Below are 14,926 nucleotides of genomic sequence, written 5' to 3'. Positions count from 1 at the left end.
CTCCCAGCTCGGACTGTAAGAGTTCGACAAGCTTTCTGAGGTTCTTGTTTTTAGACATCGAAGCCGGACGTACCACCGTTGCCTCTCCGGGTTCGTCATCGTAAATTCTGATCAGAAACGTATCCTCTTCGCTCTGTATTTCGTAGTTATAACCACGATACTCATACCCGAGGTCGTGGTCGACGTCATCAAAGCGAGTAGTTTTTATTATCTTCAAAGTGGCATCCAGTATTCGATCACCATAGAAGGATCGTTTCAAAGAAATGTAAAAAATGGGACGCATCTAGCTATCAAAAGAGCCGCCCTATTTTTTCCGACTCGCTCCCGTTTTCCAAGAATTACCAACTGCCATATGGAATGCCGAATTGGTCGATATAACGCTTGGATTTTTCACTGACCGGATATGCGTAACGCCCCTGGTTTTTGCCTTGGCTTGGACCCAGCGGTTCAATCTCAGCTTGCGCCCTAGCCACTTTGACCGGGTGATGACAAGAGTCCCTAACCCACACTTGCACAACTCCGCCCGGCGCCAACCCTAAATAAACGGAAGAAATATAGGTGGCCGTTTCCTCCGGAGTTTTCGCACATCGCTGGTTGACCGACGTCAGCATTAGCTGCCTGGCTTCTTCCGGTATATCCACCCAAGCACGATAGGTCTGAGGCTCCACAATAGATTGCCAACGAACGAAGATTCGTTTGGGAAGATCCGCACCTACCACTGCTTTTGCAGAGCCGCCTACGCCATGCCAACCTCGGGCTGACTCTGTTCCATCCTCTGGTTGCCCGCCCGAGGCGGATCCTCCGCCGGTGTGCAGGAACGTTCTTCCTTTGATGTCTTCCACCGAAGTATCTTCCACCCATACCTTCATGTAGTGAGGCTCTGTGAACCCCAGCTCCCACCATGGGGATTTTGGGTCGTTTTTCGCTGAAAGCGGGTCTGCGGAACAACCGGTCGTGAGCAGTGCACAGAGCAGGGTTACAAGTAGCTTCATTACCAAAGCGTCCAGTCAGGTACGTGCGGGTGTTTTACTCGAATTGCATCTGACGTGGGAGCGTTGATGTAAACCGCTTTCACGCCACTTCCATCCCTTCGGCCGAGTGGGTGGTTCCAGTTGGCTGATGTATGAATGTACTTGAGTTTGAGGATTTGCTCTTCTTGTGGGGTGGTGCTGTAGTCGCCAGAGACAAAACGATCACATAAAGCTTGAAGCTCTGTAGGAATGGAAAACTCGGGAGTCTCAGGAATATCGTTGAAGCGAACTCCCTTGGCTTTGGCCTGTTGATGCATCACGCGTAAACACACTCTGGAAAGCATCCCGCTCACTGGACGTTTGAGCTGCACGGCGGCATAGACGCGCTTGATTTGTGGACTAGGCCGATCCTGCGGATTATTTGGCATAAGGAGTGGCGGTGGCGTGACGATTTCCAGCATCTCAGAAGGCCAGCCATTGGCGAGCCACTGACTTTTCACGGTTAAAGCGTCTTGATAAATCGAGGTGGTCACGACATCGGTGCCAAGCGACACCTCAAGTGTTTGCATCGGGCTGACGAGTACGCACTCATCCGCTTCCTCGAGGTAACCCCCACCAATATCGGAATGAACACCGGGCAAAATAATCTCCTGGTGATCTGGCGTTACACAGCTGAGCGCGAAATTTCCCCTGCACTCATCACGCGCGACCAATTGGAGGACATCCATGAAATAGCGTGGATCCAGATAAAGCTTGATGCCTGTTGCAACGGGGCTTTTGATGTTGCCCAGATTGGACCAGCCAGCAATGGAAGGAACGGTATCAAACAGGCCTATAAAGCCCATATTGATATCGCTTTTATATTGATCGCTGAAAGTAGAACTCAAGGAAGCTGCGTTACTTCGAAGGATTTCTCCTAGAGGACCCTGTTTGCCGCGCACGACTTCATTTGCAAAATGCCGAGCGGCTGCCGCACCACGGCTGAAGCCGAAGGTGTCGAATGTCAGGGAGACAATTTCACAGCCCGGATTTTCGTCCAGCGCCTCCTTGATCCGCTGCTTGATCAATACGAACGAAGATTGAACACGACCGGCAACCCCGGTTTCGCCGCGCCCAGTACCGGCCCCCAAGGTGCTGTCTTTTTCACCTGAACGGGTGCCGATCCCTTCGACATACACCATGCGAAAAGCACGTTTTCGCGTGCCCTCACCTTCGGCTGCCTCAGGCGTGTCATACAGCTCACTCAGCTTTTTGATATTGCTGACATCGTTGCCATAACTACTGTCCGGATCACTCATATACGGCTTGCAACTCGCATCGATATCTTTAGCCGCAATCGGATGATGAGCACCACACAGAAGCCCGGCCGCAGCATTATTGGCATTATTCCCCGTCCCATCGAAGAACACTCCGATCCGCAGGGCTATGCCAATTTTTTCACGTGCCGATGCCGGTTCCTTCCCGTGTTGCTCATATTCAGCCCAACGCTGGGCATGAATGTCGACGGGGTCGGTTCCTTTGTTGCGATAGTTTTTAGGCGGGTTGGGAATGTAGCCACTCAATCCTTGATTCCTTCTTCTGATCCTTGAAGAACGGGCCGAAGGGTGACAGCCGAAACCGGGGGGCGCAAGGCGTGGCCGCGTGCCAGCACCTGGCGCTCTTTCTCCCTGCCTGCAATGGTGGCGCCGAGCCACGAATGATAAGGTTCAGCCTCAAAACCAGGGACGACACCTCGTGCACAAACAATGTCTTGCAGCAGCGATAACCTTCACCATCAGCCTTTCCGCTCTTGCCTCCCCTGTGCCACAGGAAGAGCTCGAAGAGTGCCAACGAATAGAAAATTCAGCCAAACAGGTCATGAAGAGCAGGCAGCAAGGCGTGCCCATGGCTTCGCTGTCGGAACTGGCCGAAGCGGCAGGCAAGCAGAGCGAGTATGTGGGTGAGTTGTTCAAGACGTTGATCCGCGAGGCGTACGAGATTCCTCAATACTCAAGCGAGAGTTTGCAACAGAAAGCGATCAGCGATTTCCATTCCAATTTCTACAAGGCTTGCATCGTGACGGCGGAAAAGAGAGCAAACGCCAACGGTTGAGCTTAACGAACAAAAAAGGGAGCAGATTCAGGTAGTGAATCTGCTCCCTTTTTCTGAAGGGCTCCTGTTTCAGTTTCCGGACCAAAGAGCCCCATCACCTTCGCCAGCAGTAAAAGCCGCCCCCTCAATGTGATAAACCTGCGGCTCCTCCGAAAAATACCCCTCCAATCCCAGCATAAAGACCCTGTGGTCTTCCCCTGCTTCAAACTGCGTGTGAGCCTCAAGCGACTCCCACCGCACGATCAAATTGAGCCGCTCCGGCGTTTCAATCCCCTGCGCAAGCATGTGCCCGCCATACCCATTCGCGCGGCGGAGCAAAGGCGCAACCTCGGCAAATGCACGCCGGAACTCATCAACACGTTCTGCGTGAACAGGCAGCAAAGCGATCTCATAAATCATGACGCATCCCCCACGGAACCCGCCCGAAGCGACGGCACGACCGCAATCGCAATCTTCCCTTGAAGACCATTGTTAGGACTTTCCAGCCGCGCATGCGCCAGCGGAATCTCCGCAAGCGAATACACCGCGCCAACATGTGGCCGCAGTTGACCGCGCTCCACCAGGGCACTCAATTCATCGAGCTTGCCGCGGTTCTGGCGAGTGAAAACGAAGTGATAGCTCGCGTTCTTGCCCCACGCCTGGACGAGGTTTTGTGGTTTGGCGATGTCGACGATCGAGACCACGCGGCCAAGTTGTGCGAGGACGTCGGGGCTGCGCGAGAGGGTGTCGCCGCCAATGGTGTCGAATACCACGTCCACTCCCAGGCCATTGGTTTCTCGCAGGATGGCGTCGACGTAGTCGTCCTTTTCGTAGTCGATGATCACATCGGCGCCCATGCGACGGACGAACTCGGCGTTTGCTTCGCGCGCGGTGGTGAACACTTTGGCGCCCATCGCTTTGGCGAGCTGGATGGCGACGTGTCCGACGCCTCCCGCGCCGCCGTGGATCAGAATGCTCTCCCCCACTCTGAGCGCCGCCCGCACGATCAGCGCTTCCCACGCCGTCCCGCCGACCAGGCTCAGGCTGGCCGCTTCGAGATGGCTCAGCGAGCGCGGCTTTTTGCCGATGATGCTGGCGGACGCCACGTGGTACTCGGCATAACTGCCGGGGCCGTCGAAGATTTGCGGCGTGTACCAGACTTCATCGCCGGGCGCGAAAGCCGTCACGCCGGGGCCAACCGCTTCGACTACGCCGGAGACGTCATGTCCGGTGATGGCCGGCAGTTGCACCAGATCCTGATAGTCGCCGCGTCGGACCTGGTAATCCAGTGGATTGATCGAGGTGGCGTGTACCCGAACGAGCACTTGCCCCGCCTCCGGCACGGGTTTGGGTAAGTCGCAGAGTGTGAACGATTCCGGGTTGCCAAATGATTCAAGCAGCATCGCTTTCATGGTGATTCCTCGCATCGACAATAAGGGATATCGAGATATCTCGATATCATGCAGTAAATTTTTTTACAGCTCTTTCCCTATGACCTCGGCCAAAGCGCTGATATTGGCTTCATTGCGCTTGTAGTAGGTCCACTGACCGATGCGCCTGACTTCAACCAGGCCCACGCGCTGCAGCGTTGCAAGATAACCGGACACCGTTGACTGGGAGAGTCCGATGCCCTCTTGAATACTGCTCACACACACGCCCACCGTGTGAACGTCGCCCTCATCCTGCGGGGGGAAGTTCTTTACGGGGTCTTTCAAGCCTTTCAGGATTTCAAGCCGTACCGGGTTTGAGAGTGCTTTGAATACTTCGATCAGGTCCATGCCGCGAGAATATCGAGATTATTCGATATGTCAATACGCTGTTTGACCAGCGGAAAACGAACCGCTGGCCGGATCATCGTGAAGATGTCCTCACTTCCTGTTGTCAGGCAACAGACTGGACGCTGATCGTGCGTTCGGCAACCTGCCCGGCAGACTGCCTTTGGCTTTTTGATAACGAACTCAACGCTGACGCAACGGCAGCATGCGCAGCAGCGTGTTGTCCCGCACCCAATAGTGATGAAACAGTCCCGCCGCCGCGTGCAGGCCGATCAGCCAATAGCCCGTACTGCCCAGCAGTTCATGCCAGTACTTGATCTGCTTGGCCAGGTCCGGATCGACCGCCACCGGCGCCGGCACAGGAAAGCCGAAATACGGAAAAGGTTTGTCGCCGGCCGCGAGCATCAGCCAGGCCAGCACTGGCGTGACAATCATCAGCCCATACAGGGCCAGGTGCATCAGGTGCGCGATTGCCGTCTGCCAGGCAGGCGGTTTGGGGATAATCGGCGGACGTGGCGTCAGGCGGCCAAACAGGCGCACCCATACCAGAACAAAAATGCTCGCGCCGAACATTCCGTGCAGGCCCATTAACAGGCCTCGCGCTTCGCTGCCTCGGGGCATGAAGCCTTTTATTTCAACGCAGGCATACACGCCCACGAACAGCGCCAGCATCAGCCAGTGCAAGGTGATCGACAGTTTTCCATAACGGGGTGCGGCCAGGTCGCGGGTCATAGTTGCCTCGTGATTGTTGTAAGCGAAGGCCGATTCGTTCGGCTGTCTCGATCCGGTTGCCGGGCGACCCGACGGCGTCACACTGCCGTGACAGTCTTAAGACAATCTGAAGATCCGTCGTTCGTTAACCTTTTTTCACCTTCAGACTTCGTTAAGAAATGGTCCGGATACTCCACTCAAACTATCGAGGGAGGCGTTCAGCCCATGCCCGATTCTGACTGGAACATCCCCCTGCCCCTGCGTTTCGGCCAAGGCGAAACACCGCAGATGCAACTGTCGAGCGCCCCACCCGGCGACGCTCAACGAGCGGCGTTCGAAGCGTTTATTCAACAACGTTTTCGCAAGGCCCACGGCGCCGATATCCGCCATTTCATGCCCGAACTGTTTGGTGTGCACAACGACTCCGGCGACCTTTGCGCGGTTGCCGGAGTACGTCGTGCGCACCTTGAACCACTTTTTCTCGAACGTTACCTGGATGAACCGATCGAGCCGTTGATCAGCGCGGCGGCAGACCATCCGGTGGAGCGCAGCGCGATTGTCGAAGTCGGCAACCTTGCCGCCAACGACACCGGCAGCGCGCGCCTGAGCATCATTGCCATCACTTACCTGCTGGCCATGGGCGGTCTGGAGTGGGTGACGTTTACCGGCAATATCGGGCTGGTCAACAGCTTCCATCGCCTGGGTCTGAAACCCGTGACGCTGTGCGCCGCCGACCCGGAACGCCTGGGCGATGACCGTCACCACTGGGGCAGTTACTACGAAAGCAAACCCTGGGTGCATGTCGGCAACATCCGCGCCGGTTTCATCCATCTGCGCAACATCGGTCTGTTCAGCCGGCTGGGATTGCCGACGTCTATCGAAGGAGCCTGCCATGTCGCTTGAACGTCAACGATTCCAGGAAACCCTGCGCAGCCATGCAGGGCGCAATGACAACGCTTTGGCATTGTGGGGCGACACGCTGAAAATCAGTTACACGACGCTGTACGCCGAGGTGATGTACCGCCAGCAGCGCCTGCGCGATGAGCAGGTGACAGTCATCGCCCTGGCGCTGGACAACGGCGTCGAAGCCATACTCTGGGATCTGGCGGCGTTGTTTGAAGGCTTGACGTGCGTGACCCTGCCGCCGTTCTTCAGTCCGGCACAACGTGCCCATTGTCTGGAACAAAGCCAGGCCGAACGAGTGATCGCCGAACCGGAGCTGGAGCCAGAATTGCTCGCTGCCGGTTATGAACAACGCGGTGAATTCTGGTGCCGCGCCTTTGAAGGCCCGAACCGCCTGCCCGCCGGTACCGCCAAACTGACGTTTACCTCCGGCACAACCGGCACACCGAAAGGCGTGTGCCTGAGCGCCTACAGTCTGCTGCGGGTCGCTCGGGAGCTGGAAGAGGCCAGCAAACCCACAGCCCCTCAACATCACGTGGCGTTGCTGCCGCTGGCAATCCTGCTGGAAAACCTTGGCTGTTACGCGGCCCTGTACGCCGGCGCAACGCTGAGCGTGCCGAGCCAGAAAACCCTGGGCATCCAGGGCGCCAGCGGCGTCGACCTGCCGCGCTTGCTGGGCTGCCTGGCCCACCGGGCGCCCGAGAGTCTGATCCTGGTGCCGCAATTGCTTTTGCTGTTGGTCAGCGCTGCCGAACAGAAAGCCTTCGATCCGCAATCGCTGCGTTTTGCCGCCGTTGGTGGCGCACGGGTTTCCGAGGATCTGCTGCACCGCGCGCAACGAATCGGCCTGCCGGTCTACGAAGGTTACGGCCTGTCAGAGTGCGCCTCGGTGGTCTGCCTCAACCGACCCGGCGCACGTCGTCCGGGCAGTGTCGGGCGGCCCCTGCCCCATGTCGACGTGCGCCTTGCCGAAGACGGAGAGGTGTTGATCAAAGGCTCGACCTTGCTCGGTTACCTTGGCGAGCCGACGTACAGCGATGAATGGTGGCCCAGCGGCGATCTGGGCGAGTTCGACCCGGAAGGTTTTCTCTACCTCAAGGGCCGCAAGAAGCATCAGTTCGTTACCAGTTTCGGACGCAACGTCAACCCGGAATGGGTCGAGTCCGAACTGACTCAGCGCCAGCACATCGCCCAGGCCTTTGTGTATGGCGAGGCCTTGCCGCACAACCACGCCCTGCTCTGGCCACATCGCCCTGATTGCACCGATGCACAACTGGAAGCCGCCGTCGCCGCTGCCAACGAGGCCTTGCCCGATTACGCCCAGGTGCATCACTGGACACGCCTCGAACAACCTTTCACGGCCACCAACGGCCTGCTCACCGCCAACGGTCGCCCCCGCCGCGAGGCAATCGTCGCGCAGTACCGCGCCGTGCTTACCGAATCCGCCTTTTCCGAGGAATCCGCACCATGAGCTTTTTTGACACCTTGCAAGAAGCCACGCACCAGGAACGCCACGAGCTGTTCAATTTGCCGATCATCCTCGATGCGTTGCAAGGCAAGGTCAGCCTTGAAAGCTATCGCGCGTTTCTCGCCCAGGCCTACTACCACGTGCGCCACACCGTACCGCTGATGATGGCTTGTGGTGCGCGCCTGCCGACGCATCTGGAATGGCTGCGCAAAGCTGTGTGCGAATACATCGAGGACGAATACGGCCACGAGCAATGGGTGCTCAACGACATCGAGGCCTGTGGCGGTGACCGTAACGCTGTGCGTGATGGCCAGCCGTCGCTGCCGATCGAGCTGATGGTCAGCTTTCTTTACGATCTGATCGCCCGAGGCAATCCGGTGGGTCTGTTTGGCATGGTCAACGTGCTGGAGGGCACCAGCATCGCCCTGGCCACCCATGCGGCGGGCAGCATCCGCGAACGTCTGGCCCTGCCGGAAACGGCGTTCAGCTACCTCAGTTCCCATGGTTCGCTGGACATCGAGCACATGCAAACCTATCACCGGCTGATGAATCAGCTGGAAGATCCGGCCGACCAGGCGGCGGTGATCCATGCCTCGAAAGTCGTCTATCGGCTCTACACCGACATGTTCCGCGTCCTGCCCCGTGACACGGAGGCTCAACATGCAGCTGCATGAAGCCCGTGTGGTGCTGACCGGTGCCAGCGGCGGCATCGGGATAGCGATCACGCGTGCCCTGTGCGCTGCCGGTGCGCAGGTCCTGGCAGTCGCGCGGCATCAGGAATCGCTGCGCCCGTTGCTCGATCTTTACCCACAGAACCTGTGCTGGGTCGCTGCCGACCTGACATTCCTCAGCGACCGGCGCAAGGTGCTGGCCGCCGCCGAGGCGATCGGCGGCATCAACCTGCTGATCAACGCCGCCGGGGTCAATCATTTCGCAATGCTGGAACAGCTCGACGACAGCGACATCAACGCCATGCTGGCGGTGAACATCGGTGCGCCGATCTGCCTGACCAAACTGTTGCTGCCGCTGCTCAAGCAGGCCGACAGTGCCATGGTGGTCAACGTTGGCTCGACCTACGGGTCGATCGGCTATCCCGGTTATGCCAGTTATTGCGCAACCAAGTTTGCCTTGCGCGGATTTTCCGAGGCCTTGCGCCGAGAGTTGGCGGATACCCGGGTCGGTGTGTTGTACGTGGCGCCCCGCGCCACACGCACCGCCATGAACAGCCCCGCCGCCCAGGCATTGAACGACGCACTCAGAGCCAGCGTCGACGATCCGCAAGCCGTCGCTGCCGCCGTGATCCATGCGATTGCCGGTGATCGCCGCGACCTCTATCTGGGCTGGCCGGAGCGCTTCTTCGTACGCCTCAACAGCCTGCTGCCCAATCTGGTGGATCGCGGTCTGCGCAAGCAATTGCCATTGATCCGCCGCCTGAGTGAAAAACCCGAGAACGAGACGCCGAAACCATGAAAAAACTTCTCGCCTGTGTGCTGCTGGGCGCCCTCAGTCAAAGTGTCTGGGCGCTGGACGCTGCCGATCAACAACGCCTCAACAGCATCCAGCAGAGCTGGGCACACATCCAGTACGAAACACCGGAAAAACAGCGGGCCGCTGCATTTGAACAGTTGGCCGTCCAGGCAACGCACTTCGCCACCGAACGGCCGGCCGTCGCCGAGGCCTGGATCTGGAAAGGCATCGTCACCAGCAGTTGGGCCGGTGCCGAGGGCGGGCTCGGGGCGCTGGGCAAAGCCAAGGACGCCAAAGCCGATCTGGAAAAATCACTGACTCTCGATCCGAAGGCATTGCAAGGTTCGGCCTACACTAGCCTCGCCGCGCTGTACGACCGGGTACCGGGCTGGCCGATCGGTTTTGGTGACAGCGACAAGGCTGAACAACTGCTCAAACAAGCCCTGCAACTCAACCCCGACGGCATCGACAGTCTGTACTTCTGGGGCGATCATCTTTACCGTCAAAAACGCTACGCTGAAGCCAGGGCAGCGCTGCAAAAAGCCCTGCAAGCCGCTCCGCGCCCGGGCCGGGAAAGTGCCGATGCCGGGCGCCGCAAAGAAATCGCCGCGTTACTGGTGGACGTAAACAAGAAACTCGACTGACAGGAGTCCGTGTGCGTTTACTACTGATCGAGGATGACGTGGCCCTCGGCGAGGGCATTCATCAGGCGCTGGGGCGCGAGGGCTACACCGTCGACTGGCTCAAGGACGGCAGCAGCGCCCTGCACGCCCTGCTCAGCGAAACCTTTGATCTGGCGGTGCTCGATCTCGGCCTGCCACGCATGGACGGCCTGGAAGTACTACGCCGTCTGCGTAGCACTGGTTCTAACCTGCCGGTGCTGATCCTCACCGCCCGCGATGCCACCGAAGACCGCATTGCGGGGCTGGACGCCGGCGCCGACGATTACCTGATCAAGCCCTTTGACCTGGCCGAGCTCAAGGCCCGCCTGCGCGCCCTGCTGCGACGCAGTGCCGGACGCGCGCAGATGCTGATCGAGCACGCCGGCATCAGTCTCAACCCCGGCACCCAGCAAGTCAGCTATCTGGGGCAGCCGGTGGTGCTCACGCCCAAGGAATATCAGTTGCTGCACGAACTGCTCTCGCCGCCGGGTCGGGTCATGACCCGCGACCACCTCACACAACTGCTTTACGGCTGGAACGAAGAAGCCGAAAGCAACACCCTGGAAGTGCACATTCATCACCTGCGCAAGAAATTCTCCACCGACCTGATCCGCACCATTCGCGGCGTGGGTTATCTGGTGGAGGAGCGCCGATGACCTCGATCCGGCGCCGCACCCTGACCCTGATCATCGGCCTGATGCTCGCTGGTCTGACTATGCTCAGCCTGTTCAACCTGCACGACAGCAACCACGAAATCGCCGAGGTCTACGACGCGCAACTGGCGCAGAACGCGCGTCTGCTGCAAGGCGTGATGCGCATGCCGTTGTCAGCGCCGGAACACACGAACCTGTATCAGGCCTTCAACTCGGCACTGGCTGAAGCCGTGCCTCGGGGCGATGGCCACCCCTACGAACGAAAACTCGCCTTTCAGGTGTGGAATCCCCAAGGCGAGGTGTTGGTACACACCGCCAGTGCACCCTCCTTCAGCACGCCGCCGATCCAGCCAGGCTTCAGCGACGTGGAGGATCTGAACAAGCGCCACTGGCGGGCGTTTGTCCTGGAAGACAAACAGAACGGTTTGCGCATCTGGGTGGGTGAACGTGGCGACGTGCGAGCGGATCTGGTTGACCGGATCGTCCGCCATACCCTGTGGCCGAACGTAATCGGCAGTCTGATCCTGGCGGCGATGATCTGGCTGGCCATCGGCTGGGGGCTCAAGCCGCTGGCCAATATGGCGGGGACCCTGCGCGCCCGCCACAGTGGCGCTCTCGAACCGCTGCAACTGACGCCGCTGCCCAGCGAACTGGAACCGATGCAAGCCGCACTCAACCGCATGCTTGCGCAGATCCAGGAAGTGCTCGGTCGGGAACGCCGGTTCATCGCCGACGCCGCCCACGAAATGCGCACGCCGCTGGCGGTACTGCGGGTACATGCGCAAAACCTGCTGGAGGCTGGCACCGAGCAGGAACGTCGCGAGTCACTCGAATTTCTGATCGCCGGGGTGGATCGAACCAGCCGACTGGTCAATCAGCTACTGACCATGGCCCGCCTCGAACCCAAGGCCAGTGCGCCTGCCAACCAACGCATCGACCTTGGCGACACCGTGCGCAACAGTCTGGTGCAACTCACGCCATGGTTGCTGAGCAAACATCTGGAACTGGCCTTTGACGTCAGCGACCAACCTTTTCCAGCGTTCGCCGATGCTGCCACCATCGACATTGCCTTGAACAACCTCATCACCAACGCCGCCAACTTCTCCCCGGAGCAAGGCGTGATCAGCGTGCAATTGACCCGCGTCGACGGTTTTTACCATTTGGACGTTGAAGATCAGGGCCCCGGTATCGATGAAACGGACCGGGCGCGATTGTTCGAGCGGTTCTACAGCCGGGGCAACCCCGAGGGCGCGGGCCTGGGGCTGACCATCGTCAATACCATCGCCACCCGTCTGGGTGGGCGGATCACACTGCAAAACCGGGTCGAGGGAGGCCTGCGGGCGACGCTGTCGATTCCCGCCGGTTGAACAGGTCTTGGGACCGTTGAGTCAAGGCGTAACCATCGGCGGCGCCTTGCTTTGCAGTGCCATTGAGTCGGCATTGGAACCCGACACTGTCTCGGGCACCGCCACCCAAAGCAGCACCAGCGCTACCAGCGCCACGGCCGCCAAGGTCAAAAACCCGGCGCTGTAACCGGCCTCTTGTACCACGATGCCCGCCAGACTGTTGCTCAATGCAGCACCCAGACCGAACACCGTTGAAATCGCCCCGAGGCTGACATTGAAATGCCCGGTGCCCAACGTCAGATCTTTCACCACCACCGGAAACAGCGCGCCGAAAATCCCCGCGCCGATGCCATCGAGCAACTGCACCGAAACCAGCCACCACGGATCGTTCGACAGCACATACAGCACACCGCGCAACGGCAAAATTAGAAACCCCGCCAGCAGCAACGGCTTGCGTCCCCAAAGATCGGCCTTCGCCCCCACCAGCAGCGCGACCGGCACCATCACCAGTTGCGCCGCGACGATGCAGGCAGACGTGAGCGGCGTGGCCATCTGCAGATTGGCCTGCGCCAGCTTCTGACTCACCAGCGGCAACATCGCCGCGTTCGCCAGATGAAACAGCGCGCAGCAAATCGCAAACATCAGCAGCGGGCGGTTGGTGAGCAACACGGAAAAGCCCGAAGGCTGCTTGCCCTGCCCCGCTTCGCTGGGGGAAAGACCTCGGGCGAGATCGTGGTCAATGGCGTCGGCCGATACGAACGAGACAGCAACCACACTGGCCAGCGCCATGACCGCCATCAAATAAAACACCGCAACCGGACCGAACAGGTACGCCGACAGACCGGCCAACAACGCGGCGCAGGCGTTGCCGGCGTGGTTGAAAGTCTCGTTGCGGCCGGTCCTTCGCGTGAAGGCGCGAGGCCCGGTGATCCCGAGGGTGATCGCGCAAATGGCCGGCGCGAAAATCGAAGCGGCGACGGCACTGATGGCTTGCGTCACCGCCACCAGGCTGAACGACGTCACAAACGGCAGCAGCAGACAGCTTGCGGTGACCACCAGCGCGGCAATCGCAATCAGCGACCGTTTGAAGCGCGTGCTGTCGACCAGCGCACCTGCCGGGGTCTGCGTGATGAGCGCGGCGATCCCGGCAAGGGTCATGACCAGACCAATACTCGCCGGCTCCCAGTGGTGAACCGCCAGCAGGTAAATCGCCAGATAAGGACCGAGCCCGTCACGCACGTCGGCGAGGAAGAAATTCAGGCTGTCGAGGGACAGGTTATTGCGGCGATCGAGGTGAGTGGCCACGGGAAACGTCTTCGTTGTCGAGGTTCTGCGAAATGACTCAACCTCCGCAAATCGAATGACCCATTGGCGGTGATTTTAGTTGCATGGAAGGGGGGGCGAACTTGCCCCAAAGGCAGCGCATTGCAGATGAATTGACGAGTAACCGACGACACTATCGCCAAGTGCTCTAAAGAACTGTCAGTTCTGTCAGGTTACTTGCCGTTTGGCCAGGTTTACGCTGGCCTACGACTGTAAATCGAGGCGTCCAACATATTCCGGATTCGTCATTTTGTGCCACAAGGTGTTCTCTTGTTGGCGATGCTGAGCTTGATCAGCCATGCTCAAAGCGCCGTCACGTTTACCTATTTTCCACCTGTGGACTTTGAGTGCAACAACGGTGTGACAACGCCGGGCTACAGCGTCTACGTCGTCGGCAACCTCCCGGAAATCGGCAGTTGGGATGTGACCAAGGCAGTGAAACTGACCCCCTCTGCCTACCCGACATGGACCGGTCAGACCAAGTTCACCCTTTTAACTGAAAAGACCTCCGTGGAATGGAAATGCATCATCCGCAGTGAGACGAATCCATCCGACGTAAAACAGTGGCAAGCCGGCGCCAATAACCAGGTGACGACGGCGTGGAGCCCTACACCGAAAAGCATTGGCACGTTCTGACGCATCGTTTTTTTGATCTCAGGGGTTGAGCAACAACCCCTGCTCCGCCTCACACAACCCCACGACATAATCCCAAACCACCCGCAACCGTACCGACTTGTGCAACTCGCGCCGCGTGCTGATCCAGTAGCTGCGTTCGATGCTCTCATCGGGCAACAGCGGCACCAGATCCGGGTCCGAAGCCGCCATGTAACAAGGAAGAACGGCAATGCCGAGACCTGAGCGCGCCGCCTGCTGCTGCGCGATCACGCTGGTGCTGTGAAACACCACCCGTGGGTTGCGACAGAAGCTGTTGAGAAACATCAGTTCCTGACTGAACAGCAGATCATCGACGTAGCCGATCCACGCGTGCCGTCCGAGATCTTCGCGACTGCGCAGCGGCGGCGCATTGTCGAGATAGGCGCGGCTGGCATAGAGCGCGAGCCGGTAATCGGTGAGTTTGCGGGTGACCAGCATGTCCGCCGCCGGCCGCTCCAGGTGAATGCTGATTTCCGCCTCGCGATTGAGGATGCTGACGAAGCGCGGCACCGCCACCAGTTCCACTTCCAGCCCCGGATAGCGTTCGAACAACCCGATCATGCGGCTGGCGAGAAACATGATGCCCAGCCCTTCTGTCACTCCGACGCGAATCTTGCCCAGCGGCGCCGTGGACTGGGTGATTTCTTCCTGAGCCAGGAGCGCGACGTTCTCCATGGCTTCGGCATGTTTGAGTAGCGCCTCTCCCGCCGGGGTCATTTCGTAGCCTTGGGCATGCTGGACGAACAACGCGGTGCCAAGGCTTTTTTCGATGGCTTCGATATGTCGGGCGACGGTGGCGTGCGTGGTGTTCAGGCGGCGGGCGGCGGTGAGCAGTCGGCCGCTGCGCTGCAACTCGAGAAAGAACCGCAGGTCGTTCCAGTCGAACATGGCTTGTCCTTGTCGGCTATCGTCATAAAGCGCTG

At 59.2% G+C, this 14,926-nt stretch carries 17 protein-coding genes; 9 read left to right on the top strand and 8 right to left on the bottom strand.

Translation table 11 applies throughout. The features are described 5' to 3' along the window. Positions 1-338: 338 nt before the first annotated feature. Entirely contained in the window at positions 339-992 is a 654-nt protein-coding gene (locus tag ACTJK9_RS03140) for a DUF2931 family protein (protein WP_440812051.1), read from the bottom strand. After that, positions 992-2,533, bottom strand: coding sequence for a phospholipase effector Tle1 domain-containing protein (locus ACTJK9_RS03135; RefSeq protein WP_440812049.1), 1,542 nt, complete (start codon positions 2,531-2,533; stop codon positions 992-994). The genes ACTJK9_RS03140 and ACTJK9_RS03135 overlap by 1 nt, the downstream gene beginning before the upstream one ends. 172 nt (positions 2,534-2,705) lie before the next feature. On the opposite strand from ACTJK9_RS03135, the gene ACTJK9_RS03130 reads away from it, so the two are divergent. Further along, the gene (locus tag ACTJK9_RS03130; protein WP_440812046.1) at positions 2,706-3,062 is read left to right on the top strand and encodes a hypothetical protein; all 357 of its coding nucleotides are present in this window, start codon (positions 2,706-2,708) and stop codon (positions 3,060-3,062) included. Between the two features lie 69 nt (positions 3,063-3,131). On the opposite strand, the gene ACTJK9_RS03125 is transcribed toward ACTJK9_RS03130, so the two are convergent. The 4 genes from ACTJK9_RS03125 to ACTJK9_RS03110 form a co-directional block, all read right to left on the bottom strand. Beyond that, on the bottom strand, positions 3,132-3,461 hold the full coding sequence (locus tag ACTJK9_RS03125) for an antibiotic biosynthesis monooxygenase family protein (protein ID WP_440812044.1): 330 nt from the start codon (positions 3,459-3,461) through the stop codon (positions 3,132-3,134). Then, positions 3,458-4,453 (bottom strand): zinc-dependent alcohol dehydrogenase family protein, encoded by a 996-nt coding sequence (locus ACTJK9_RS03120; RefSeq protein WP_085610625.1) that lies wholly within the window; start codon positions 4,451-4,453, stop codon positions 3,458-3,460. Before ACTJK9_RS03120 ends, ACTJK9_RS03125 begins: the two co-directional genes overlap by 4 nt. Positions 4,454-4,516: 63 nt before the next feature. Beyond that, complete coding sequence (locus tag ACTJK9_RS03115; RefSeq protein WP_007950555.1) at positions 4,517-4,819, bottom strand: ArsR/SmtB family transcription factor; 303 nt, start codon at positions 4,817-4,819, stop codon at positions 4,517-4,519. 180 nt (positions 4,820-4,999) lie between these two features. Then, positions 5,000-5,548, bottom strand: coding sequence for a cytochrome b (locus ACTJK9_RS03110; protein ID WP_085610626.1), 549 nt, complete (start codon positions 5,546-5,548; stop codon positions 5,000-5,002). Positions 5,549-5,752: 204 nt separating this feature from the next. On the opposite strand from ACTJK9_RS03110, the gene ACTJK9_RS03105 reads away from it, so the two are divergent. Genes ACTJK9_RS03105 through ACTJK9_RS03075 form a run of 7 tightly spaced genes read left to right on the top strand, consistent with a single transcriptional unit; the run spans position 5,753 to position 12,047 of the window. Then, positions 5,753-6,430, top strand: coding sequence for a thermostable hemolysin (locus tag ACTJK9_RS03105; RefSeq protein ID WP_440812041.1), 678 nt, complete (start codon positions 5,753-5,755; stop codon positions 6,428-6,430). Then, positions 6,420-7,901: an AMP-binding protein gene (locus tag ACTJK9_RS03100; protein WP_221397583.1), complete on the top strand. Its 1,482-nt coding sequence runs from the start codon at positions 6,420-6,422 to the stop codon at positions 7,899-7,901. The genes ACTJK9_RS03105 and ACTJK9_RS03100 overlap by 11 nt, the downstream gene beginning before the upstream one ends. Next, complete coding sequence (locus ACTJK9_RS03095; protein WP_440812039.1) at positions 7,898-8,572, top strand: TenA family transcriptional regulator; 675 nt, start codon at positions 7,898-7,900, stop codon at positions 8,570-8,572. The genes ACTJK9_RS03100 and ACTJK9_RS03095 overlap by 4 nt, the downstream gene beginning before the upstream one ends. Continuing rightward, a complete protein-coding gene (locus ACTJK9_RS03090) occupies positions 8,559-9,368 on the top strand; it encodes an SDR family oxidoreductase (RefSeq protein WP_440812037.1) in 810 nt (269 codons plus the stop codon). The genes ACTJK9_RS03095 and ACTJK9_RS03090 overlap by 14 nt, the downstream gene beginning before the upstream one ends. Next, on the top strand, positions 9,365-10,009 hold the full coding sequence (locus tag ACTJK9_RS03085; protein ID WP_440812035.1) for a tetratricopeptide repeat protein: 645 nt from the start codon (positions 9,365-9,367) through the stop codon (positions 10,007-10,009). The genes ACTJK9_RS03090 and ACTJK9_RS03085 overlap by 4 nt, the downstream gene beginning before the upstream one ends. A gap of 11 nt (positions 10,010-10,020) precedes the next feature. Further along, positions 10,021-10,683, top strand: a complete 663-nt coding sequence (locus ACTJK9_RS03080; protein WP_064597443.1) for a response regulator — start codon at positions 10,021-10,023, stop codon at positions 10,681-10,683. Further along, positions 10,680-12,047 (top strand): ATP-binding protein, encoded by a 1,368-nt coding sequence (locus tag ACTJK9_RS03075; RefSeq protein WP_440812032.1) that lies wholly within the window; start codon positions 10,680-10,682, stop codon positions 12,045-12,047. The genes ACTJK9_RS03080 and ACTJK9_RS03075 overlap by 4 nt, the downstream gene beginning before the upstream one ends. Positions 12,048-12,068: 21 nt before the next feature. Here the strand turns inward: ACTJK9_RS03075 and ACTJK9_RS03070 are convergent, their stop codons facing one another. Continuing rightward, positions 12,069-13,331 carry an MFS transporter gene (locus ACTJK9_RS03070; protein ID WP_440812030.1) on the bottom strand — a complete coding sequence of 421 codons (1,263 nt, stop codon included), beginning with the start codon at positions 13,329-13,331 and terminating at the stop codon, positions 12,069-12,071. Between the two features lie 297 nt (positions 13,332-13,628). On the opposite strand from ACTJK9_RS03070, the gene ACTJK9_RS03065 reads away from it, so the two are divergent. Then, positions 13,629-13,985 carry a carbohydrate-binding module family 20 domain-containing protein gene (locus tag ACTJK9_RS03065; RefSeq protein WP_440812404.1) on the top strand — a complete coding sequence of 119 codons (357 nt, stop codon included), beginning with the start codon at positions 13,629-13,631 and terminating at the stop codon, positions 13,983-13,985. An 18-nt stretch (positions 13,986-14,003) separates the two neighbouring features. Here ACTJK9_RS03065 and ACTJK9_RS03060 read toward each other — a convergent pair whose 3' ends face one another. Beyond that, a complete protein-coding gene (locus tag ACTJK9_RS03060) occupies positions 14,004-14,891 on the bottom strand; it encodes a LysR family transcriptional regulator (protein WP_085610634.1) in 888 nt (295 codons plus the stop codon). Between the last annotated feature and the right edge of the window lie 35 nt (positions 14,892-14,926).

Source organism: Pseudomonas sp. 22082, from assembly GCF_052046055.1.
GTDB lineage: Bacteria > Pseudomonadota > Gammaproteobacteria > Pseudomonadales > Pseudomonadaceae > Aquipseudomonas > Aquipseudomonas pharyngis.
This window is presented reverse-complemented; position numbering and strand designations above follow the sequence as displayed.